At 63.6% G+C, this 18,695-nt stretch carries 25 protein-coding genes; 9 read left to right on the top strand and 16 right to left on the bottom strand.

Going from position 1 to position 18,695, the window contains the following annotated elements; genetic code table 11:
* Window positions 1–19 precede the first annotated feature (19 nt).
* The 16 genes from AC1RVY_RS08415 to AC1RVY_RS08340 all read right to left on the bottom strand — a co-directional run bounded on the left by AC1RVY_RS08415 (window position 20) and on the right by AC1RVY_RS08340 (window position 14,093).
* Complete coding sequence (locus AC1RVY_RS08415) at window positions 20–2,107, bottom strand: ClpP-like prohead protease/major capsid protein fusion protein (protein WP_492806189.1); 2,088 nt, start codon at window positions 2,105–2,107, stop codon at window positions 20–22.
* Window positions 2,108–2,184: 77 nt separating this feature from the next.
* Window positions 2,185–3,738 (bottom strand): phage portal protein, encoded by a 1,554-nt coding sequence (locus AC1RVY_RS08410; RefSeq protein WP_492806187.1) that lies wholly within the window; start codon window positions 3,736–3,738, stop codon window positions 2,185–2,187.
* A gap of 19 nt (window positions 3,739–3,757) precedes the next feature.
* A complete protein-coding gene (locus tag AC1RVY_RS08405) occupies window positions 3,758–3,985 on the bottom strand; it encodes a DUF6148 family protein (RefSeq protein ID WP_492806185.1) in 228 nt (75 codons plus the stop codon).
* A 10-nt stretch (window positions 3,986–3,995) separates the two neighbouring features.
* Complete coding sequence (locus AC1RVY_RS08400) at window positions 3,996–4,376, bottom strand: Mor transcription activator family protein (protein ID WP_492806184.1); 381 nt, start codon at window positions 4,374–4,376, stop codon at window positions 3,996–3,998.
* Window positions 4,373–6,484 (bottom strand): phage terminase large subunit family protein, encoded by a 2,112-nt coding sequence (locus tag AC1RVY_RS08395; protein WP_492806182.1) that lies wholly within the window; start codon window positions 6,482–6,484, stop codon window positions 4,373–4,375. The genes AC1RVY_RS08400 and AC1RVY_RS08395 overlap by 4 nt, the downstream gene beginning before the upstream one ends.
* Window positions 6,484–7,002: a hypothetical protein gene (locus AC1RVY_RS08390; protein WP_492806181.1), complete on the bottom strand. Its 519-nt coding sequence runs from the start codon at window positions 7,000–7,002 to the stop codon at window positions 6,484–6,486. Before AC1RVY_RS08390 ends, AC1RVY_RS08395 begins: the two co-directional genes overlap by 1 nt.
* Window positions 7,003–7,188: 186 nt before the next feature.
* Window positions 7,189–8,046, bottom strand: coding sequence for a hypothetical protein (locus tag AC1RVY_RS08385; protein WP_492806180.1), 858 nt, complete (start codon window positions 8,044–8,046; stop codon window positions 7,189–7,191).
* Between the two features lie 2 nt (window positions 8,047–8,048).
* Window positions 8,049–8,357 (bottom strand): hypothetical protein, encoded by a 309-nt coding sequence (locus tag AC1RVY_RS08380; protein WP_492806178.1) that lies wholly within the window; start codon window positions 8,355–8,357, stop codon window positions 8,049–8,051.
* On the bottom strand, window positions 8,335–8,559 hold the full coding sequence (locus AC1RVY_RS08375) for a hypothetical protein (RefSeq protein ID WP_492806177.1): 225 nt from the start codon (window positions 8,557–8,559) through the stop codon (window positions 8,335–8,337). Before AC1RVY_RS08375 ends, AC1RVY_RS08380 begins: the two co-directional genes overlap by 23 nt.
* Before the next feature lie 296 nt (window positions 8,560–8,855).
* The gene (locus AC1RVY_RS08370) at window positions 8,856–9,074 is read right to left on the bottom strand and encodes a hypothetical protein (RefSeq protein WP_492806176.1); all 219 of its coding nucleotides are present in this window, start codon (window positions 9,072–9,074) and stop codon (window positions 8,856–8,858) included.
* Window positions 9,067–10,005 (bottom strand): PriCT-2 domain-containing protein, encoded by a 939-nt coding sequence (locus AC1RVY_RS08365; RefSeq protein ID WP_492806175.1) that lies wholly within the window; start codon window positions 10,003–10,005, stop codon window positions 9,067–9,069. Before AC1RVY_RS08365 ends, AC1RVY_RS08370 begins: the two co-directional genes overlap by 8 nt.
* A complete protein-coding gene (locus tag AC1RVY_RS08360) occupies window positions 10,002–11,507 on the bottom strand; it encodes a DEAD/DEAH box helicase (RefSeq protein ID WP_492806174.1) in 1,506 nt (501 codons plus the stop codon). Before AC1RVY_RS08360 ends, AC1RVY_RS08365 begins: the two co-directional genes overlap by 4 nt.
* A 50-nt stretch (window positions 11,508–11,557) precedes the next feature.
* Window positions 11,558–12,646 (bottom strand): hypothetical protein, encoded by a 1,089-nt coding sequence (locus AC1RVY_RS08355; protein ID WP_492806172.1) that lies wholly within the window; start codon window positions 12,644–12,646, stop codon window positions 11,558–11,560.
* Window positions 12,597–12,884 carry a hypothetical protein gene (locus AC1RVY_RS08350; RefSeq protein WP_492806171.1) on the bottom strand — a complete coding sequence of 96 codons (288 nt, stop codon included), beginning with the start codon at window positions 12,882–12,884 and terminating at the stop codon, window positions 12,597–12,599. The genes AC1RVY_RS08355 and AC1RVY_RS08350 overlap by 50 nt, the downstream gene beginning before the upstream one ends.
* A gap of 100 nt (window positions 12,885–12,984) precedes the next feature.
* The gene (locus AC1RVY_RS08345) at window positions 12,985–13,587 is read right to left on the bottom strand and encodes a phage regulatory CII family protein (protein ID WP_492806170.1); all 603 of its coding nucleotides are present in this window, start codon (window positions 13,585–13,587) and stop codon (window positions 12,985–12,987) included.
* A 296-nt stretch (window positions 13,588–13,883) separates the two neighbouring features.
* Entirely contained in the window at window positions 13,884–14,093 is a 210-nt protein-coding gene (locus AC1RVY_RS08340) for a hypothetical protein (RefSeq protein ID WP_492806169.1), read from the bottom strand.
* Window positions 14,094–14,131: 38 nt separating this feature from the next.
* Between AC1RVY_RS08340 and AC1RVY_RS08335 the strand changes: the two genes are divergently transcribed.
* The 9 genes from AC1RVY_RS08335 to AC1RVY_RS08295 all read left to right on the top strand — a co-directional run bounded on the left by AC1RVY_RS08335 (window position 14,132) and on the right by AC1RVY_RS08295 (window position 18,634).
* Window positions 14,132–14,869, top strand: coding sequence for a S24 family peptidase (locus AC1RVY_RS08335; protein WP_492806167.1), 738 nt, complete (start codon window positions 14,132–14,134; stop codon window positions 14,867–14,869).
* 59 nt (window positions 14,870–14,928) lie between these two features.
* Window positions 14,929–15,330: a hypothetical protein gene (locus AC1RVY_RS08330; RefSeq protein WP_492806165.1), complete on the top strand. Its 402-nt coding sequence runs from the start codon at window positions 14,929–14,931 to the stop codon at window positions 15,328–15,330.
* A 211-nt stretch (window positions 15,331–15,541) separates the two neighbouring features.
* Window positions 15,542–16,111: an LPD29 domain-containing protein gene (locus AC1RVY_RS08325; RefSeq protein ID WP_492806164.1), complete on the top strand. Its 570-nt coding sequence runs from the start codon at window positions 15,542–15,544 to the stop codon at window positions 16,109–16,111.
* Window positions 16,108–16,491, top strand: coding sequence for a hypothetical protein (locus tag AC1RVY_RS08320; RefSeq protein ID WP_492806163.1), 384 nt, complete (start codon window positions 16,108–16,110; stop codon window positions 16,489–16,491). The genes AC1RVY_RS08325 and AC1RVY_RS08320 overlap by 4 nt, the downstream gene beginning before the upstream one ends.
* Window positions 16,488–16,832: a hypothetical protein gene (locus tag AC1RVY_RS08315; protein WP_492806162.1), complete on the top strand. Its 345-nt coding sequence runs from the start codon at window positions 16,488–16,490 to the stop codon at window positions 16,830–16,832. The genes AC1RVY_RS08320 and AC1RVY_RS08315 overlap by 4 nt, the downstream gene beginning before the upstream one ends.
* Window positions 16,829–16,975, top strand: a complete 147-nt coding sequence (locus AC1RVY_RS08310; RefSeq protein ID WP_492806161.1) for a hypothetical protein — start codon at window positions 16,829–16,831, stop codon at window positions 16,973–16,975. The genes AC1RVY_RS08315 and AC1RVY_RS08310 overlap by 4 nt, the downstream gene beginning before the upstream one ends.
* Before the next feature lie 160 nt (window positions 16,976–17,135).
* Window positions 17,136–17,756: a VWA domain-containing protein gene (locus tag AC1RVY_RS08305; RefSeq protein WP_492806159.1), complete on the top strand. Its 621-nt coding sequence runs from the start codon at window positions 17,136–17,138 to the stop codon at window positions 17,754–17,756.
* A gap of 48 nt (window positions 17,757–17,804) precedes the next feature.
* On the top strand, window positions 17,805–17,954 hold the full coding sequence (locus AC1RVY_RS08300) for a hypothetical protein (protein ID WP_492806158.1): 150 nt from the start codon (window positions 17,805–17,807) through the stop codon (window positions 17,952–17,954).
* A 74-nt stretch (window positions 17,955–18,028) separates the two neighbouring features.
* The gene (locus tag AC1RVY_RS08295; RefSeq protein ID WP_492806157.1) at window positions 18,029–18,634 is read left to right on the top strand and encodes a hypothetical protein; all 606 of its coding nucleotides are present in this window, start codon (window positions 18,029–18,031) and stop codon (window positions 18,632–18,634) included.
* Window positions 18,635–18,695 lie beyond the last annotated feature (61 nt).

Genomic DNA, 18,695 nt, shown 5'->3' with positions numbered 1-18,695 from the left:
CCCTGTCAATGGCTGGCTATCAAGGTCCGGGGTTGCGAGCCAGCGCCTTCCAGTCGAGCGGGCTCACGCCAGCATCGATGCGGACCTTGAACTCGGTGCCATCCACGTTCCAGCCCTGGCGCTGTTCCAGGTACGGGGCCTGGTTGCCGTCGAGGTAGTTCACCTCCACGGTGTCATGCATCTGCGAGCTGCCTGCGCCGTACCAGGCCGTCGAGGACGCTGCGTCCAGGCGGGCATCGGCCACCACCTCGAAGGTGTTGCGCACGCTGTTGGGCGTGGTGTTGTTGCGCGTGCTGGTGCCCACTTCGTACTCGCTCTCGCGCACCACGTTCGCGGTGCCTTGCAGGGCGATAGGCACGATCAGGTGCTTCATGCGCATGTTGAGGGTCGCCTGGCCCTGCTTCTGCAGAGCCATCGCCACGCGCATCGCGTCCACGCTGCCCGTAGTGATCGCCGCGCCGGTCAGCAGGTTGCCGTGGTTCGCATGGAACAGGGGAACGCCGTCCTGCATGTTGGGGTTCGACGTGAGGATGGCGTAGACCAGATCGCCAATCGTGCGAATGGCAGCGCGGCCCATGGTGCGAGGAATGCGGGTGAAGGCATCCACGTCGTCATTGATGATCGCTTGGCGGGTGATCGCGAACAGTTCGCCGTAGGTGGCCAGGATCACGTTCGCACCACGATCACCGACAGTGACGTGCTTGTACTCGGCACCCTCGGCCACCTTGCGCAGGCTGGGGAACATATTCAGATCCACACGGCTGCCAGTCTTGAAATCGGGCAGCGTGCCGGAGCGGGTCCAGATCTGGAACGTTTCCTCGGCTTCCTCGTAGCCGGTCAGCAGCGCCTTGTTCGCCACGTTGGCCAGCAGGCTGGTGAAGTCGCTGGAGCCATGCGTGAAGGCCGCACCGATGAAGGTGCGCTTGTCCATGCCTTCGGACTTCACGCCGGCACGGGCCAGACTGGCGCGGGCCATCTCGCCCAGGGTGAAGCCCCGGAACGGGTTGGAGCCCTCTGCTTTGATCAGGCCTGCACGAGCCATTAGGGCCTGCTCGGTGGCGGCGCGGTGCTTGTCCGCCTCGTCCTCAATCTTCGTGACGTGGCCACCGGCGACGGGGGTTGCACCGGCAGCCAGGTGCGCCAGCAGCTGAGAACCCGCTGCCTCGACGGTCACGGCGTGATCGTTCTGCAGGCGAGCCATCAGGTCGGACACACCGGGGCGGTCGGCGAAAGGCTTGAAGCTGGCGGCGATGCCATTGCGGCGTGCCTGGTCGGCGGCCAGCACGGCAGCGGAATCCACGGCGGGAGCCGCGGCGACAGGTGCGGCCGGCGCAGGATTGCCGCCACCGGCCGGAGCGGCACCAGCGGCGCCGACTGCGTTCTGCAGCACATGCTTACGGTTTTTCATGGGGTCCTCTTGAGCAGAAGTTGCAGCGGCTGCTGCGGGAGTGCCGTCCTTCTGCACGGCGGCAGGCGGGGAGCGGTAACGGGAAACAGGCATATCGCGCGCAGCGGATGCGGCGATGGGATTTGCATCGGTGATGGCGTCGATGAACTTGGCGGCCAGGGCTTCCTCGGCGGTGAAGAAGTGGTCTTTGCCATCGGTCAGCAGGGCCAGGGCGCCGGACTGGTCGCCGGTCTGGGCGCCGTAGCTGGTGGACATGGCTGCGGCCCACGCATCGAGCTGGTCGGCCAGGTCGCGCAACTCGGCGCTGTTGCCCGCTGCATAGGTCCACGGGGCGTGGATCATCATCAGCGCGTTGCTGGCCATGTTGATCGTGTCACCGCCCATGGCGATCAGGCTGGCGATGCTGTAGGCAATGCCATCGACCTCAACGGTGATCGTCGCCTTGTGGCGCTTCATGGCGTTGCAGATGGCAATACCATCCGGAACGCTGCCGCCCAGGCTGTTGATGCGCACAGTGATGTGGTCCACATCGAGCGCGTTCAGCTCTTGCAGGAAGCTCCGCGCGCTGACAGTTTCGTCCCACCAGCTTTCGCCAATGTCGCCGTAGATCAGGATCTCGGCGGCCGCCTGCGCACCGATTGCAGCGGCTGCGACTGCGGTCTTGCGGCGAATGGCATACCATGGTTGGGCGGTCTTCATGTACTGAGGGCTCTCGATTGGAGCCCTCAGTGTCTGGATTCGCCTGTCCGGTTTCTAGGGAAGAAACCGGACTATTTTCAGGCGGTCGCCTCTTCTTCCTCTTCTTCGTTCTGGCGCTTTTTCGCTGGCGTATTGGTAGAGCCGAAGCCCACACCGGCATTCGTTGCCGCATTGCTGGAGAACACCAGCGCCTTCTCCGCAGCCTCCTTGCGGAAAGAGTCCACCTGCTCCAGCACATCGCGCGGATTGCCGCCGCGGCGCCGGATCACCTCGACCTCGCTTGCAAAGCCCGCCTGCACCAACTTCTCCCAGGCCGCAGCCTCGTGCACGGGGTTGATCCAGGGCATGGACTGGCCCACGAACAACGCGTCATCCTCCGTACCGGGTTGCACGTCGTCCGGAATCGGCACCACGCCGCTGAGGTGGGCGACACGCACGAACGTCTCCCACGACGGCTGCACGAGCATGCCCACGAACTCGTCGGTCAGCACCGCGTAGTGCACCCACTGCTCGACCAGCTCCTGGCGCTGGGCGCTGTACGTGCCGTTGTAGTCCCGGCTCACGCTGGAGTAGCTGGCGCCAATGCCCGCGGCAAATGCACGCAGCTGGCCAGCACGCCAAGCAACCAGGTTCGGATTCGGCCGGTTGCTGTCGATCACGCCGATTTCCTCGCCCACCTGCAGCGTGTCGATGATCATGCCGGGCTGCATGTGCATGTCGCGCGGCAGCGGCTTGCCATCCTCGTCGGTCTCCACCGCTGGACCGCTGCCTTCGTAGCCGTTCTTGTCGTTGCGCTTAACAAAAGCCGTGAGGGATGCGGCCACCTTGGCCGCGATGCGCTCGCTTTCCTCCAGGTCCTTCAGGTCCTCGACGCGCCCCACCACGCTCGCGAACTCAGACACCCCCCGGTTCTGGTGGAGCCGGTCCAACGTGGCCAGGTGCAGCATGCGATCAGCCGGGACGGTCTTCAGGTCGTTCGCGCCACGGATCGTCATGGCGTCGCGCGGGTCGCCCTTGTAGACCCGGTAGCCGGTGGCCTCGCCCCAGGCGTTCGTCTGGATGCCCTGGCGGATTCCCTTGCCCACATCGTCATCGTCCAGCGGAACGAAGTCTGGCTCGAACAGTTCCAGCGAATACGGCACGCGCGTGCCGTGGTTGAGGTACGGCACCGGGCCGACCAGTTCCTGAGCGAACGCCTCCCCGTCGCGCAGCCAGGTGTAGGCCATCAGGCGCTGGGCCATGGGCCAGCGGTATTTCTTGGTCACCTCCGGCTTTCGCTGCCAATCCCGGTGGGCCTCGCGTAGCGCGGCGGCGTACTCCTTGTGGATAGTGCCGTCCCTCCGGCGTGGCTGCGGCTCGATGCCGATTCCCGCGGCCCCCACCACGTTGTTCACCAGAACGCGCAGGGCCCCACGGGACAGGTCGTGATTCCGCTCCAGATAGCGGGCGTGCGCGCGCAGCGCAGCGGCCCCAGCACCGACCAGGGCGTTCGGGCTGCTGTTGTCGCTGCGACGCTTGCGTGCGCGGCTGGGCTTGGCGCCTTCGTAGTGCGCAAGGGCGCGGCGAGCCTGTGCCCGCTGCAGGCCGCGCACGGGATCGCGCCAGGCGACGAATCGGTCGATGATGTTCATGGTGTGCTGGGCGTGAGGGTCAGCTGTCGGGGCGGTCGAACCGGGCCACGGAATAGGACAAGCCGCCGAAGGTTGCACCTCGATTGCTCTCGGCCGCCGCGCGGCGCTCCCACTCCTGCCGCCCCTGGCGGATCTCGGCGAGGTTTTCAGAGGAAAGAGTTCGGCCGCCAAAGGACACGGACTTGCCGAGCAGCAGCGCTGTTTCGGCCTCCAGGTACTTGGCAACCATATCGGTTGCGATGGACATGCGCGCCACCCTACGCGTGGGCGCGTCCGGTTTCTAGGGGCAAAGCCGGATTTTTCGCCTGACCACGCGCGCAGATTTCATAGATGCGCGTGCGGCTCAGGCCGTACCGCTTCATCAGCTCATCGATATTCGACCCGCAGAACTCGCGCCGGATCGCCGCATCGCGCTCGCTGCGGTCTGGTGCCGGGATGTAGAGTTCCTGCCCGCCCAGCCGACGGCGCAAGCCATCTACCAGGGCGCGGGCGAAAACTCCGGCAAGGCCCTCATGCATACCGATCTCCTCGCGGACGATGGCAAGAAAATCGCGCTCCAGCTGTACGGCCGCATCCTCGGCTTGCGCCGCCGTCTGTGGCAAAGGCTGGATGTCATCAAACAAAATCTTGGTGGTCATAGTGCACTGCTCCATTCTTCAGACGCAAAGGGGGATTTCTGGGGGGTGCGCCGGGCGGGGCGCGGCGGGGGCTGTGGCGGGCCCGCTTGGGCTGGTAGCACCACGGACGCGGAGGGCGCGACGGACTGGCTACCACCGTCCGGAGACGGCAAGGGGCGCGGCGCGCGCGGCTCAATGCCCAGCTTGCGCTCGATGATTCGCCAGGCCGCTTCGGTCTTCGTGTGCAGCGCCAAGCGGTGGGCCACGAACAGGGCGTAGACCGTGCAGTCCAGCACCTCATTGCGCAGCCGGTTGACATTCACCCAGCGGGTGACGAGCCCCCGTGCAGTGGATGTCAGCACGCGCTGCTCGGCGGTGAGCTGGGTGTAGTAGGCGGCCGGGAGCCCTGCGCTGAAGTGAACGTATCCTGGGCCTTCGTCGCGGACCTTCAGGCGCTGGAAAAGCAGGTCCTTTGCCGTGTCGGCGCCCACGTACCAGAGCTTCACACCCTTCTTCACGAGGTGTCCCCGATAGTTCACGTCCTGGGCCTTGGCGCCCGCGCTGATTGGCTGGCCGGGCGTGGGGTCGCCGCGCACGCCGAAGATCTTTTGACGCTCGCGGAACCGCACGAAGTTGTAGCCCTGGTGCGTGAAGTGCCCCATCATGTCGATGCCCACGCCGGACAGCTTCAGCTCCACCCCGCTCTCGTGGGTGAATGTGGACTGCAGGTACGGCGCGAGCTTGCTGACCCACTCCTCATCCTGGGCGGGGTCTGCAGGGATCACCACATAGTCGATGCACCACATTTCCTCGCCGCGGCCGATGGCCCACACCACGACCTCGAAGCGGTCATCCTGCACGTCCACCCCGGCCACCAGCACCAGGCCGCCCATGGGCACCGTGCGCAGCGCGTAGCCCTCGGCGCGTGCCTGAATGGCGTCCGCCTCCAGCTTCTCGGCTTCGTCGTCCTCCCAGGTTTCGCCCAGCGTCTCGTTGATCCAGCCCATCAGCGGGCCCTTGTTGCCGGTGCGCCGCGCGACCATCGCCGCCAGGAACTCGGAGACGATCTCCTCCCAGGTGGCTTGCGGGCTGTAGGCCGTCCAGATCTTGAACGCCACATGCTTCGGCGGCGCGGTGGGCAGGCCTGCAGCGTTGCGCCATACCCGGTCAGCCCCGAAGCGCCACACACCGCACTCGCTGACCCAAGCCCCTTCGCCTGCTATGCGCAGATAGTCGGCCTGCCGGATCTTCCCGCAGCAGTGGTGACACTGGTGCCACACGTCCGAAGGGTTTTCCTTGTCCCACTTGAACCCGAAGTTCTTATCCTCGCCGCCCCAGGACAGCGGGTGATCGGCCTCGCAATGCGGGCAGGTGACTTGGTACACCATGCGGGCCTGCGCCTTGAGAACGCGGCCCTCGATATGGCTCAAGCCCTTGATGCGTGGCGTGCTGCCGAGGATGTGCTTCGGGAAGGTGGCGCCTTCCAAGCGCTTGCGGCTCAGGGTGACCGGATCGGCGCTGCGCTCGATCACCAGGTCCATGCCGTCCACCTCGTCCAGCTTCGCAGAGGCGACGGTGATGCGGCGGAAGTTCTTTGCGGCCGTGGCGCCCAGCAGGTGCAGCAGCCGGCTGCCGCTGAAGGCCTTCAGCTTCAGGGTGTTCTCTTTGCTCTTTTTCCCCAGCGCCGGGAAGATCTTGCGCATGACCTTCACGTCACGCAGCATGGGCTCCAGCTCGGTCTTGCAAAAGCTGTCGCTGTCCGAGTCGGTGGGCTGCCACAGTGCCTGATTGCGCTTCTTGTGGTGGGCGTCGTAGGCAATGCTGGCCAGCAGCATCTTCGTGTAGCCCACGCGCGCGCTCTTGAGGACATCGACCTCGACAATGCGGTCATCGCCCATGGCATCCAGAATGCCGGGCTGGTACGGGAACGGCACCCAGCGTTGCTGCGTCTGGCTGGATTCGGCGGACAGGTAGAAGTGCTCCTCCGCCCACCTCGACAGGCTCATGGGAGGCTCCACCCCCAGGGGGGAGAACCCCGAGCGGATGGCCTTCGAGATGGCGGTGCGCGTCTCCTCGTTGATCTCGTCAACGTCGGTCAGCGGGAAATCCGGAAGATCACGGGCGCCCATCAGTCGCCCCCCTCGTCGTCGTTGTCGGCGTCCGGATCCGGGTCGTCCGAAAGGTTCAGCTCCCCCGTATCTGACACCCAGTCGTTCCGCGCCTTCGCGATGGCGTTGCGCATGGCCTCCACCGCCTCGAAGGGAAGATCAGGCACCCGCTTCATGATCTCCCCGGGCAGCGCCTCCAGCTTGGATGCCATCGCCGCGCTGGCCTTGGCCAAGGTCTTCTCCAGCAGCTGGATCGCCGCCCACTCGCCCAGGGCCTGCAGGTTCTTGATGCGCTGGCCCATGCGGCGCTCGCGGTCGAGCTTGGCCTTTTCCTGGCCCGGATCCAGTTCGCCCTCGCCCGGCGACCGCCCGCCCGCCACCTCGCGGATGTTTTCGCAGTACGCCAGGATCTGCTCGCCCAGGGTGTCCCCGCGCTGCATCACTCCATCCTTCATGAGCTGGCTGATCCGCGCCTCGCTGAGCCCCAGCACCTGGGCAAGGGTCTTCTGGTCGCAAGGGATATCCAGGGCTTCGAGCACCGCGTGATTCACTTAAGGCCCCTATAGAACGTTGGTAAATAGCGACACAGCGGGGCACGAATTACCCGTGCGGCACCCTTCCGGGGAGGACCCGCAGCTATCATTTTTGACTGTTGCACGAGCGCAACAATATCGCAAACGTTGCGAATATGCAACACATTTGCACCAAGCCGGGGCGTCTTGTAGTCACTCACCTGCGACCTTTCGGATGCGATACCGGACCCGGCGATCAAGGTAGCCTTGCAGGTCGGCACGCTCCACCACGCGATCAAGGTCTATGCGCGGCTCGTAGGTGCCGCGACGCACGAACATCAGCACAGGTTTGACCGTCGCACCTGTCACGCCTAGCTGCGCCCAGATGCCAGGCGGTAGCTGAGTCCCTCCCCTGCCGCCCCCCGTGATGCCCTTGCTGATGAAGAAGCGGCGCCCCAGGCGTGGGCCTGCCAACTGCTTTTCCTTCTTCGTGACGTTGGCCTTGCCGTACGCGCGCACGTTGGCCTTGCCCTTGTCCTTCATGTTCTGCCTGTAGCCCTGCTCCCCACTTGCCTGCAGGTAGCTGATCATCTGGGCCATGAATGCCCCCTTGATGTTTCCGTGCCCATCGTCGCTACCGGGGAACGGGCCACCCCATTCGTCGCCCGGTATCACGGTCTGCATTCCCAGTGGCAAGATGCCCGCCCTGCGCAATGCGACCTCGCTGCGTTTGTCGGCACGGCGGCCGCCGAAGGCCTGGGCCTGCAGGACGTGTTGAGGGTCTACCCCCACCTTCCCGCCCTTGCTGGGCAGATTGCGCGCATCGATGGTGGGCAGCACCGCGATGGATAGCCGGTCTGCCGTTGCGGGGATGAACTTCGGGGAGTTGTAGATGAAGTGCGTGGGCCGGTCGAACTCGCTGCGCAGCTCCTTGATGAGCACGCGGCGGGCCAGGTGCCCGGTGTCGTTCAGGGCCTCCGCGTGCGCCTGGGCAGCCTCCCGCCCGCTGAGCTTGCGCAGTTGGTCCTCGACCGCCTTCTGCCCACGGATCTCCAAGGAGGTCTTGATCATGCTCAGTCGCCTGCCTTGGGCTCATGCGCGACGATCTCAGGTAGGACTTGGCCAGTGCCATCGCCTCCGATGAGCTCGGACATGGTTCCGTCGGCCGGGCACTCGATGCCCGTGCGAGGCTTGCCCTCGTGGTGGTCGATCAGAGTCACCTCGACGCGGGGGCTGCGGTCGCCCCTCGTCCCATGCATAGGCGTGTAGACGTTCGTCTTCACCTCGATATGCGACGCCAGTGCGTCAAGCCCCAGCTTTGCCGCCACTGCCGCCACGGCCAGCGCTCTCAGCTCCGCCTCAAGGATGACCGCCCGGTGCATGGTCTGGTGCAGATTGGTTGTCGTGATCTCTGGCATCTTTGTCCCCTTCGGCGTCCCGCGCCTGTTTCCGTTTCATCGCGTCGGCCAGTTGCTGCGGCAGATCCGCGAGCACCCCTTCCGACTCCCTTGCGTACCGCTTGGCGGCCCACCACGCGTAGGCCTTGTCCACCTGGGCCAACTTCACGCAGTGGGCGAGCATCACGCGCCTGTGTTTCTCAAAATCCACACCGCCCCCCTCTGCACATCAACCCTCTTTCTTCTGTCTCTGCCCTTTGGTGGACGGACCTAGCCATTCCTAGCTGGTCCTTCACTACTGCCCTTCGGAGCCACGTAGACCCGCCAGACGTTCGGGGCAAGGGCTCTGGCTTCGCCACCCTTTGCTGTTTCTCAGCCCCTAATCCCACAGTTCAGCTGTCCCCCGGTGCCTGTCGTTAAACCATTGCCGACACATCCAGGCGGCACGTTTAGAGCGGCGTGCGCGCTTCTCTTGCTCGCTCCCTAGAAGAGCTGCAGCGTGCGGTCTGGAGGCTTGAGGTGCGAGTCCTTCAAGGCGAGGAACAACTCGACCTGAGCGGCGTCGATGGGTGTTCCGATGAGGCGCAACTTCCACCCCTTCTGAGGAGGCCAAGCGACCCCTAGCAATGCGAACTGGGCTTGATTCCATCCGCCATTGGTTGACCTGCCGGCTTGCAACAGCTCTTCGTTGATTTCAGGCACTGGCTGCCTCCTTGTTTGCCGGGACGGTCGCAAGCCACCTGCGCAACGCCTGCGAGGTGCGAAAGACGCCTTGCGCCTTGTGCATGTCATTCAGGTCCCCTGGTGGTGGCAGGAAATACGGGAGGCCCGTGGCCTGGGCCGCCGCCTCGCCGGTCTTCTTCGCATCGTTGTCGGCCACCACGACGCCAACGGTGGCCATGCGCTTGAGGTTCCCCGCGCTGAAGCAGATGTGGATGCGGTAGCGCATGCGCAGCGCGTGCAGGCAGTCGCGCAGGCTGAGCCCCGTCGCATAGCCCTCGACCCACCAGTCCAGAGCCCCATGGCCGGGATTGCTGATGCAGTATTCGGCGCCGCTCGTGCGCTGGCCCTTCAGGTACTTCTTTTCGCCGCGGCGGTCGATGAGCTGCACGCCCACAAGGTCGCGGCCCACGCGCATCGGAATACACAGCAGGTTCTGCTCCTCGGATGGCCACCAGACGCTCCCGGTAGCCTCGGGCCAGCCCTTGGAATGCAGGTAGGCATGCTGCTCGTGCTTGCACTGGTGGAGGATCCACCCGGCCTTACGTGCGGCCTGGGCCTGAGCCTGGGCGCGCTGCGCCTGCTCGGCGGCAAGGCGGGCGTCGCGGGCCTGCTGCTGGGCCTGCAGTTGCGCTTCGGTGGGCGGGGTATAGCCGTCATCCTCGGCGGGCTTCCAGCCGGCGGCCTGGGCCTCGTGGAACAGGGAGCCGATGGTGACTCCCGAGCCCCGGAAACTGCGCCAGGATGCGCGGGCGGCCTTGGACTCGTAGGAGTCGGAGCGCTGGCTCCAGGTGTCCCAGAGGTCAAAGCCATCCTCACCAAGCTCATGCTTGATGGCCATGCCCGCCATGATCCAGACCTCGCGGTCGTCATGGGCCAGGTACTGCAGTGCGTCGCGGATGCGGTCGGTCATGCTGCGACAGCCCTCCCCTTCGCGCGCCGGATGTTGCGGCTGACCAGCCACCTGCGCACCTCTTCGCCCATTGGCTCTGGCTTTGGCTTTGGCCCAGCCGGGGCCACGCCGAATTTCTCGATGTAACGGTGGTACGCGCTGCCCGGGTTGTGCCCCTTTTCAAGCGCGTGCCCCAGCAGTTGGGCATAGAACGACCGCTTGTAGTCGGCGCTGTACTTCTCAGCTTTGGCAGGCTTCGTGCTGCCCACCTCGATCATTTCCCCGGCGACAGCCTGCACGTCGTTGCCGCGCGCGCGAACATGCCCGCAGTGGGCGCAGGTGTCGGTCTTGGGCGGCCACAATGCGGAGCACTTGGGGCACTTTGCGGCCTCCTTCTGCGCTTCGCTTGGCTCCTTCTTCGGCTTCGTGTCCGTGCCTGGGCCCAGAGCCTCAACGCCGTGGTGGTAGAGCTTGTCCCAGTCGTCTTGAAAGCGCAGCCAGTTGCCGCTGTTGTCTTGGATCACGCACAGCTTCTTACCGTCGTGCGTGCGGGCGCCTCGACCCACCATCTGCACATGCTCGCTGAAGGACTTCTTCAGCGGGCGGGCCAGGATGACATGATCAATGTCGGACTGGTCGAAGCCCCGGCTCAGGATGGCGACGCTGATCACGACCTTGATGTCGGTATCCGGGCGCGCGAACTCTTCGAGCACCTGATCCCGGTAGTCGTCCTCGTCGTTGGAGCTGATCTGAACCGCGTTGATCCCGGCCTCGTTGAACCGCTGGGCCAGCTCCGCGCCGTGCTGAACCCCGCAACTGAAGCAAATGGTCTTGCGGTACTCGCCGAAGACCTCGTGTGAGATCCGCACGTAGTCGGCCACCACATCGCCGACGATCCTGCGGCCACGCTCTTCGAGTTCGTCCTTCTTCCATTCGCCGGCCACCAGTGGCACGCCGCTGGTATCCACCTCGCGTGCGACGAAGACGCGGAAAGGGACAAGGTGGCCGTCACGAACCAGCGCCGCCATGGTGGTGACGCTCACGACGTTGGTGAAGTGCGTGCCGATGGCCGGGTGAAACGGCGTGGCTGTAGCCCCCACGATGCGCAGGTTGGGCTGGTTCACCATCATGTTGATGATGCTTGTGCGCAGGCAGGCGTGAAGCTCATCGATGAACACCAGGTCCACGAGCGGTAGCGTCTCCATGCGCTCCAAGGTCTGTGCGCTGGCGATCTGCACCTCCAGATGCGGCCGGAAGCGCCAGTGCTTGGCCATCAGCACGCCGTGGTCGATACCGGCCCTGTCCAGGTGCTTGGAGAACTGCTCAACCAGCACGCGGCGCTCGCATACGAACATGATCCGGGTGCGCTTGGCCTGCACGCACTTGATCATGTGCTCCATGATCCGGCTCTTGCCAGCGCCAGTGGGCGCGGCCAACACCTGACGCACATGCTTCGCGCGGAAACCATCACGTAGGCGCTCCACGCTGTCGGACTGGTAGGGACGAAGCTGCAAGGGTTGCATAGGGGACTCCTGACGGTCACCATCAAAGGCCGGTGACGTGGCCTGATTCATCACGCAGCCACCGCCTTCAGACGGTCGATCTCGCGGCGCTGGGCGGCGAGCTGCTGCTTCATCTGCGCGTTCTCCTGCATGAGGAAATCGCGGCTGCTGGTGACGGCGCGGAGTTGCGCGCTGAGCCCCTTCACCTCACCCTGCAGGTGCTCGATCAGCTCGGCGGCCTGGGTGCGGTCGGCCTCGGGCACCTCACCCAGGTTGGCCAGTGCGAGAGCGGCCTGCAGATCAGCGATCTGGTCGCGCGCGGCATCCAACTCGCTGTATTCGGGCGGCAGATCCTCCGGATCGGCTGGCGGGCTTTGTGGTGCGCTCGTGGGCGTGGTAGCTGGCGCAGGGGCGGCCGGTGCCGGATCAATGCCTCGGCGGGCGGCCATGTCCAGCGCGGTGCCGTTGGGGGCGGAAGCCGGCGGCGTGGTGGCGTGCTCGCCGGTCTGGGTGGGCTCCGGAGCGGGTGCGCGGCCGATATTGGCCGTGTTCATTGCTGAAACGGTGCCGTGCTTTGTGATGTAAAAGCGCGGCACGCCACCTTGCGCCTCAATGGCATCAAACTTTTCTTGCGCCTTTGCTGGGACGGGAGGAGTCGGCATTGCAAGCGCCAATGCCTCCTCACTTGTTTTTTGAACAAGTGAAGCCTTGATGGAGCGCACAAGATTCCGGCTAACGCCACATGCTTCTGCGACCTTGCCTTCTGGCCATAAGCTCCATTCCGCATCCTCCAACAGCGTCTCCACCGCCTTGTGCTTGTCAGCATGGGTACGTTTCAAGCCATGCGTCGCATTGGCTTTGAGGCTGTACAGCACTGCGTCTCGCCGGGTTCCTGGCGTAACGTCTTCGTAGATCTTGGTCAGACCCGCCAGACGGGCGCCGTGATAGCGGTGGAATCCGTCAGCCAGCCAGCGGTCCACCCCATCGAAGAACACGATCACCGGAGGGAACTGCACGCCAGCCTTGAAAGCTTCGGCGTACTCGGCCACCACGGACTCATCGATCTTCTCGCGCGACTGGGTGCCGCCATCAATACGGATACGGTCCAACTCAAGCACGGGCAGCCCTTTCAATTCCAGCCTGAGCCAGCTCAGCCGCATAGCGAGGCGTATCAGTCCGAACGATGCGCTTGTGTTGATTGCTCCCGCGCTTCAGCCAGTGGAACCACGTCACCACATACATGGCGCGCTGAGACTTCTTGAGCCCCTTGAACCATTCGCTTTCGAGCATGGCGCGAAGGACCACCGGAGGCGCTGGTAAGACACCATCCCGAAACTGCTCAAAGACGTGGACCGGCATAGAAGGAAAGACGGTCAAAAGTGGGTGCTGTGGATGCATGTTCAGAACTTGGGTTCGTGCGCGTCGTACTGGTCAACCCACAGCGCCAGGCGGATCGAGCGCAGGCGGATGCAGGACTTGATGAATCGGACAACGCGGTTCATGCTTGGTCCTTCATGTACTCGCGGAGCTCGAAGCGCGTGCCGTCCGGATACTCGGTGGTTGCAACGCGCTCCACCACGGTGACCTCGGGGCCCATCTGGCGCACCGGCAACGTGATGTGGGCGCGCTCCGCTGCAGGCTTACCCGCCGCATTGACGGCCCGCGCGGCTTGGCGGAGCTTGCGCAGGGCCCCTTCGGCTTCGGCGATCTCGCGCTCAATGCCGTGCAATTCGTTGTCGCTAATCACGCCGTCTGACAGCGCATCGATGAACGTGGCTGTCACATCGCCAGCCTCGCGCGCCAGTGTGGAAACACGTTGCATGGGGCTATGTGCTGGCTGCGGCACTTCGTCCAAGACGGAGAACTTGCCACCGCACTCCTCCGCCACATGAACGGCGAAGTCGTAGCAATATTCCGTGCCTGCCTCGCAACAGTGGGCCGCGATAGCGATGGCATCCAGTACGCCCAGCTTGTGATTGCCCCCTGTGCCCAATTCCTTACGGAGGACTTCAGGGTCCTTACCGATGTCATCGGCGATGCCCGTGTAACTGTGTGGATACTCGCGGATCGCGCGCTTCAATGTGTTGAGGACTGGGTTCATGTCCGGTTCTCCGAAATCTGGACGTGGACGGAAAAATGGGCGGCTGGAACACTGCGTGGCATGAACACACCAAACACGCATCCCATCGCCGTCGTGCACGAATCCACGCGCACGGCCATATCTGCAAACCGCGACCCCGAAACAGGGCTGACAGCGCGCGTGATGACGACAAGCCGATTGCGGCTTTCGTGGGAGGCTGGGGAGTTGCGCGTGCGATGCGAGGCGCGCTGCGTGCAGCTGGCTGCAGACAGGCCAGAGCGCATGGCTCGGCGGCGGATGGCGTGAGGCCGCATCAGTCAGGCCTCCGCCTTGACGGGCGTGCGCTCCTGCACCATGGAGTCAAGCGTGATCTCGCCCCCGGTGAAGTCGCGGACGGCGAGCATGTACTTGGGGGGCACGCCTTCGTCCGCGAATTGACTGACACGGCTCAGCGTCAGGCCGAGGCGGTTCGCCAGTGCGGTCGCCCTGCCGCGCTCTGCATCGAGCCATGTTTTGAGTTTCAGCATGGCGTCAGTTTAGAACATTCTTAACCTCAAGGTCAAGGATGTTCTACACCCTGAAAGCTTATCCTTTACCAGACATGGACGCACTCACCCTCTACCGCAAAGCTCGCTTGCAGGCGCTGATTGACTCGAAGCCGTGGGCGGGCAACCAAGCCCAGTTCGCAACTGCAGCTGGCGTGACCAAGGCGCGCATCACGCAGCTACTTGATCCAAGCGACTCGTTCGGGGAGCGGGCCGCAAAGAACATTGCGGACAAGCTGAACCTGTCTGACCGATACTTCGAAGAGGGCTTCGCGCTTTTATCGAGCCCACCGCCTCCGCCGCGTGAGTTGCCGCCGCCCAGCGTTGCGGGACAAGAGATAGGCGACTTCGTAGCTGTGCGCCGCGCCAACGTGAAGTTTTCGAATGGCACGGGCCAGGTCGTCTACTCGGAAGACGACCACCCGCCTCTGGTATTCCGCGCCGACTTTCTGCGACGGATGGGCATTGCCGTAGGGGATGCTGTAGTTGTCGAATCCGATGGCAATAGTAATGAGCCGAAGATTCCTGATGGCGCTGCGGTACTGATCAACCGAGGAGACCGGGAGCGCTTGAATGGAGATTTCTTCGCCTTTCGAGTGGATGGTGAACTGTTGATCAAGCGGCTGGAGCGGATTGATGGCATTGGTATCCTGGCCACTGCCGAGAACCCCAACTTCAAGCCAAAGCAAAAGGTTTACTTAAACCCGCCAGACTTCGAAATTATCGGACGGGCCGTGTGGACTGGCGCTCTACTGTAAATCCATATCATTATCGCCAATCAAAAATAATCCTTTAATTTCAATATCGAGAAAAGATAATGCATAAACCGATTCTGATTGCATTCGTATTTCTATCTCTTTTCGCATCCGCAAGTGCTCACACATACAAATGCAAGGATAAGAGTGGTGCGTGGACTGAAGAAGCTTGCCCAGACTACGAAAAAAGAAGACTCGAACGCGGGCAGAAGTTACTTGAAGAGCAGGCACATAGGAACTGGACGCCAAGAATCGGGATGAGTGCCGACGAGATTGAGAATGTGCTAAAAAGTCCAGAGTGCAAAGCAACCATTCAAGCTTATAAGTGGTGCTATTCTTGGAAAGTTAACAAAACTCAAACAGCTCGCGGCGCCAGAGAGCAGTGGGTTTTCCCAAGTTTTGGACATGGTCCGTTCTATTATCTTTACTTCGACAATGGGGTTTTAGTGACCGTCCAAGAATGAGAGAAGCCCGCCATGAGCGGGCTTCTCTCATTTCCTGGGTACGCATAGCTGCAGCAGTTCACCCACAAAGGAGAAGCGACAGCGGAGTTCGGCGGAACGCTTGGCGCCCGCGCAAGAAAGAGCGCAAATTTGTTAAGAATTTTCTTGACTCTTTCGTTTAGGTTGTTCTAAACTTCATTCCAGCAGCCCACCCCGGGCGATGGAGTGAAAGATGTCGAAGCACGTTTCTTGCGCTGATACCGCCAAGCTGATCCGCCAAGCCCTGAAGGAAGCCTTCAAGGGCATCAAGTTCACAGTTCGCTCCAGCACCTACAGCGGCGGCGCATCCATCAACATCGGCTGGACCGACGGCCCCAACACCGCCCAGGTCGAGGCCGTGGCTAAGCGCTTCAGCGGCGCCTACTTCGACGGCCAGCAAGACTACAAGGGCTGCACCTTCGCGATGCTCGACGGCCAGGTCGTGCGCTTCGGTGCCGACTTCGTGTTCTGCAACCGCTCCCACTCCGCCGAGCTGATCGGCAAGGCTTGCGCCAGCGTGGCGCACCGCTTCGGCATGGCCTTCGTGCCCACGGCCGCCGACTTCAAGGCCGGTCGCCTGCACGAGATCTATCCCGGTGAATCGAGCTGGGGCCGCACCGTTGGCCAGCTGGTGCGCGAGGTCTTGGCCAAGCGCAGCGACCGCCTCAGCGTGGGCCACTCCAAGACCGCCGCCCGGGTGATCTACCTGGGAAACGACGGCCACAGCGAAATCGCTGCCCTGAGCGAAGAGGTGGCAGCGTGAGCTCCGTCAGCACGGGCCAGCAGGGCGCCGACAGTCAGCGCAGCAATACCGCTGCCACGGTCACGCGCTTCCAGAAAGGCGACTTGATCGAGTACACGAACCCGGACACGGGCGACGTTTACCGAGGCCGAGTCGTTGTTCCGTACACCGTGGGCCCCACGAGCGATGAGCACGGCAATTTCACGGGTTTCCAGGCCGGCTACGGCTGCACCTATATCGGGTTCGGAGACCAAACCTACTTCGCACGCGCCGGAGATCTGCGCCTGCTGGTGCCGGCCTGCCTGGTTGCTCCGCGCGCGGACTCGTCGTTCAGGGCGTTCGTCTCCTCGCTCAGCCAGCGCCCGCGCCGGTCCCGCATTCCAAACGGAGCGCCAGCATGAACGCCCTCCCCTCCTTCCTGAGCGCTGGCCAAGCCCGCGCCGCGAGCACCGATGCTGCCCTGCTGGCCAAGGCGGCGAAGAATGCCGAGGGCGCCATGCAGTGGGGGATGGCCGAGAGCCTCTACACGCAGGCCGCCGACGCCCTGCCCAAGGATGTGCACACCGGCCGCGACACGGCACAGGCGCAAGCCCACCGCCGCAGCGCGCAGATCTGCGGCTCCATGAAGGGCACGAGCGCACCGCTGCGCCTGCTGAAGGATGCGCCCGACTACGGCGCCACCCTGAAGCAGTTGCAGCGCGAAGCCGAGGCCGAGCAAAACCGCTTCTGGAGCCCCGCATGAAGGCTCGCCGCGAGTTCATCGATGCCACCGAGGCCAATCTGGCCTGGGCCCGCGGCATTGCGATCACCTGCGCCGTCGCCGTGGGCTTGTTCGTCCTCTACCCCATCGCCCTGGTGCTGCGTGCCGTTTGGAGGTGGGCGTGACCTGGCTCCGCCTCTATGGCTTGTACCGCCGCGCGGGAAACGGCCCCCTGGCCTCCCTGTGCGCCGTCCTCGCGCTGATGCGCCGGACCTGAACCGATTCCCCAGTGCCACGCCGGCAGGCCCTTTTTGCCGGCACAACTCTCGTATGAGGAAATTGAAAATGAACGCAGTAGCTCAACAAGCCAATGTCGCCAAGCTGGGCGAGTTCGACTTCATCTGTGTCGTGGATGCCTCCGGCTCCATGGATGACGTGGTGAAGGCTGGCTCGACCCGCACCCGCTGGCAGGCCGTGCAGGAAAGCGCCGAGCAGTTCGCCCGCGACGTGGGCAAGTTCGACAGCGACGGCATCGACGTGGTGATCTTCGGTGGCAGCAACGTGACCTCGCACACCGGCGTCACGGCCGACAAGGTGAAGGAAGTCTTCGCCACCCGCAGCCCCCGCGGCAGCACGCCCCTGGCCCAGGCCTTGACCGAAGCCCTCAAGCTGGCGGGCAAGTCCGACAAGAAGGATTTCATCGTCGTGTTCACCGACGGCGTGCCGGACGACAAGGCCGCAGCAGCCGACGTGATCCGCAACGCAGCGAACTCGCAGGAGACCGACGACGCCCTGACCATCCTCTTCGTGCAGGTGGGCGATGCACGCGAGGCTACCAGCTACCTGCAGGAGCTGGACGACAACCTCAAGGGCGCCAAGTTCGACATCGTGGACGCGAAGACTGTGGATGAGGTGGACGCATTTGCCAGCACCACCGATCTGATCCTCGCTGCCATCGACGGCTAACCCTCAACCCCTGACGCCCGGCCCTTCGGGGCTGGGCAGGAGCCCCAAATGATCGACTTCGCCGCTTTGATTTTCATCGGCTTTCTCGCAGCCATATTCGGTTCGGGCTTCTGGCTCGGCGCCAAGTTCGGCACCTTGGCGCGCGCCATTGATGCCTACCTTGCCTTCATGAACAGCGTCTTCGGCAAGAAGAAGTAGCACAACACGGCCCAAAAAGTCAAATAAAACGCTTTATTTAGTCCCCGACCGCACTTCGCGCCACAGTACCAACCATGAACTTCGAACTCACCGGCGTCGCGACTGCCGACCAACTCATCAAGCAGCTTGTGTACCTGCGCTATACCGCGCGACGGGTGATCATGGCCCTGGACGCTGGGCGAAAAGTGCGCGCCACAGCCGAGCGGATGCGCGACAACGCGCCCGACGCCCTCTCGAAGGCCGCCGCCCTCAGTGCGCTGGCGAAGGTCGATGAGGCCGACCTGCAGCTTGAAACGGCCGAAATTGAGATTGGCCAGTACCTGATGCCGCTGTGCGAAGCGCTAGACCGCTGTGCCACGCGCGAGCAGATCTTCGAGGCGATCAATACCAACCCCGCCGACCGCAACACCGACCAGGTGCGCAAGTACGGCGACAAGGCAATCCACCTGATCTGCACGCTCCACCTGGAGAACTCTGCGATGAACCGCCATGAGGACGGCGCTTCGCGCAAGAGCCAGCCGCTGCACTGGTGCCACACCATGGCTTTCATGCGCGAGCTGACGACGAATCCGAAGCTGGACCGCATCGTGCACGATGGCGCCAATGAGTTCTTCGGTGGGGCGTTCGGCGAGTACCGTGAGCGCCCGCTCATGGAGCGCCTGGCAGGGAGGGCCTTGTGATGGCAACCATTGCGATTTCCACCACGGTAGATGCGCTCAAAACTGAGCGCATCGGGCGCCA

This window comes from Acidovorax sp. GW821-FHT11A03 (assembly GCF_058809075.1).
The sequence above is the reverse complement of the archived record's forward strand: the minus strand, read 5'-3'. Positions and strand labels throughout refer to the sequence as shown.

Excerpts from the sequence above, each read along its gene's own strand:
- AC1RVY_RS08415 (WP_492806189.1), bottom strand. The coding sequence starts at position 2,107 with ATGAAGACCGCCCAACCATGGTATGCCATTCGCCGCAAGACCGCAGTC.
- AC1RVY_RS08410 (WP_492806187.1), bottom strand. The coding sequence starts at position 3,738 with ATGAACATCATCGACCGATTCGTCGCCTGGCGCGATCCCGTGCGCGGC.
- AC1RVY_RS08405 (WP_492806185.1), bottom strand. The coding sequence starts at position 3,985 with ATGTCCATCGCAACCGATATGGTTGCCAAGTACCTGGAGGCCGAAACA.
- AC1RVY_RS08400 (WP_492806184.1), bottom strand. The coding sequence starts at position 4,376 with ATGACCACCAAGATTTTGTTTGATGACATCCAGCCTTTGCCACAGACG.
- AC1RVY_RS08395 (WP_492806182.1), bottom strand. The coding sequence starts at position 6,484 with ATGGGCGCCCGTGATCTTCCGGATTTCCCGCTGACCGACGTTGACGAG.
- AC1RVY_RS08385 (WP_492806180.1), bottom strand. The coding sequence starts at position 8,046 with ATGATCAAGACCTCCTTGGAGATCCGTGGGCAGAAGGCGGTCGAGGAC.
- AC1RVY_RS08380 (WP_492806178.1), bottom strand. The coding sequence starts at position 8,357 with ATGCACCGGGCGGTCATCCTTGAGGCGGAGCTGAGAGCGCTGGCCGTG.
- AC1RVY_RS08365 (WP_492806175.1), bottom strand. The coding sequence starts at position 10,005 with ATGACCGACCGCATCCGCGACGCACTGCAGTACCTGGCCCATGACGAC.
- AC1RVY_RS08360 (WP_492806174.1), bottom strand. The coding sequence starts at position 11,507 with ATGCAACCCTTGCAGCTTCGTCCCTACCAGTCCGACAGCGTGGAGCGC.
- AC1RVY_RS08355 (WP_492806172.1), bottom strand. The coding sequence starts at position 12,646 with ATGCGGCTGAGCTGGCTCAGGCTGGAATTGAAAGGGCTGCCCGTGCTT.
- AC1RVY_RS08350 (WP_492806171.1), bottom strand. The coding sequence starts at position 12,884 with ATGCATCCACAGCACCCACTTTTGACCGTCTTTCCTTCTATGCCGGTC.
- AC1RVY_RS08345 (WP_492806170.1), bottom strand. The coding sequence starts at position 13,587 with ATGAACCCAGTCCTCAACACATTGAAGCGCGCGATCCGCGAGTATCCA.
- AC1RVY_RS08340 (WP_492806169.1), bottom strand. The coding sequence starts at position 14,093 with ATGCTGAAACTCAAAACATGGCTCGATGCAGAGCGCGGCAGGGCGACC.
- AC1RVY_RS08335 (WP_492806167.1), top strand. The coding sequence starts at position 14,132 with ATGTTCTACACCCTGAAAGCTTATCCTTTACCAGACATGGACGCACTC.
- AC1RVY_RS08330 (WP_492806165.1), top strand. The coding sequence starts at position 14,929 with ATGCATAAACCGATTCTGATTGCATTCGTATTTCTATCTCTTTTCGCA.
- AC1RVY_RS08325 (WP_492806164.1), top strand. The coding sequence starts at position 15,542 with ATGTCGAAGCACGTTTCTTGCGCTGATACCGCCAAGCTGATCCGCCAA.
- AC1RVY_RS08315 (WP_492806162.1), top strand. The coding sequence starts at position 16,488 with ATGAACGCCCTCCCCTCCTTCCTGAGCGCTGGCCAAGCCCGCGCCGCG.
- AC1RVY_RS08310 (WP_492806161.1), top strand. The coding sequence starts at position 16,829 with ATGAAGGCTCGCCGCGAGTTCATCGATGCCACCGAGGCCAATCTGGCC.
- AC1RVY_RS08305 (WP_492806159.1), top strand. The coding sequence starts at position 17,136 with ATGAACGCAGTAGCTCAACAAGCCAATGTCGCCAAGCTGGGCGAGTTC.
- AC1RVY_RS08300 (WP_492806158.1), top strand. The coding sequence starts at position 17,805 with ATGATCGACTTCGCCGCTTTGATTTTCATCGGCTTTCTCGCAGCCATA.
- AC1RVY_RS08295 (WP_492806157.1), top strand. The coding sequence starts at position 18,029 with ATGAACTTCGAACTCACCGGCGTCGCGACTGCCGACCAACTCATCAAG.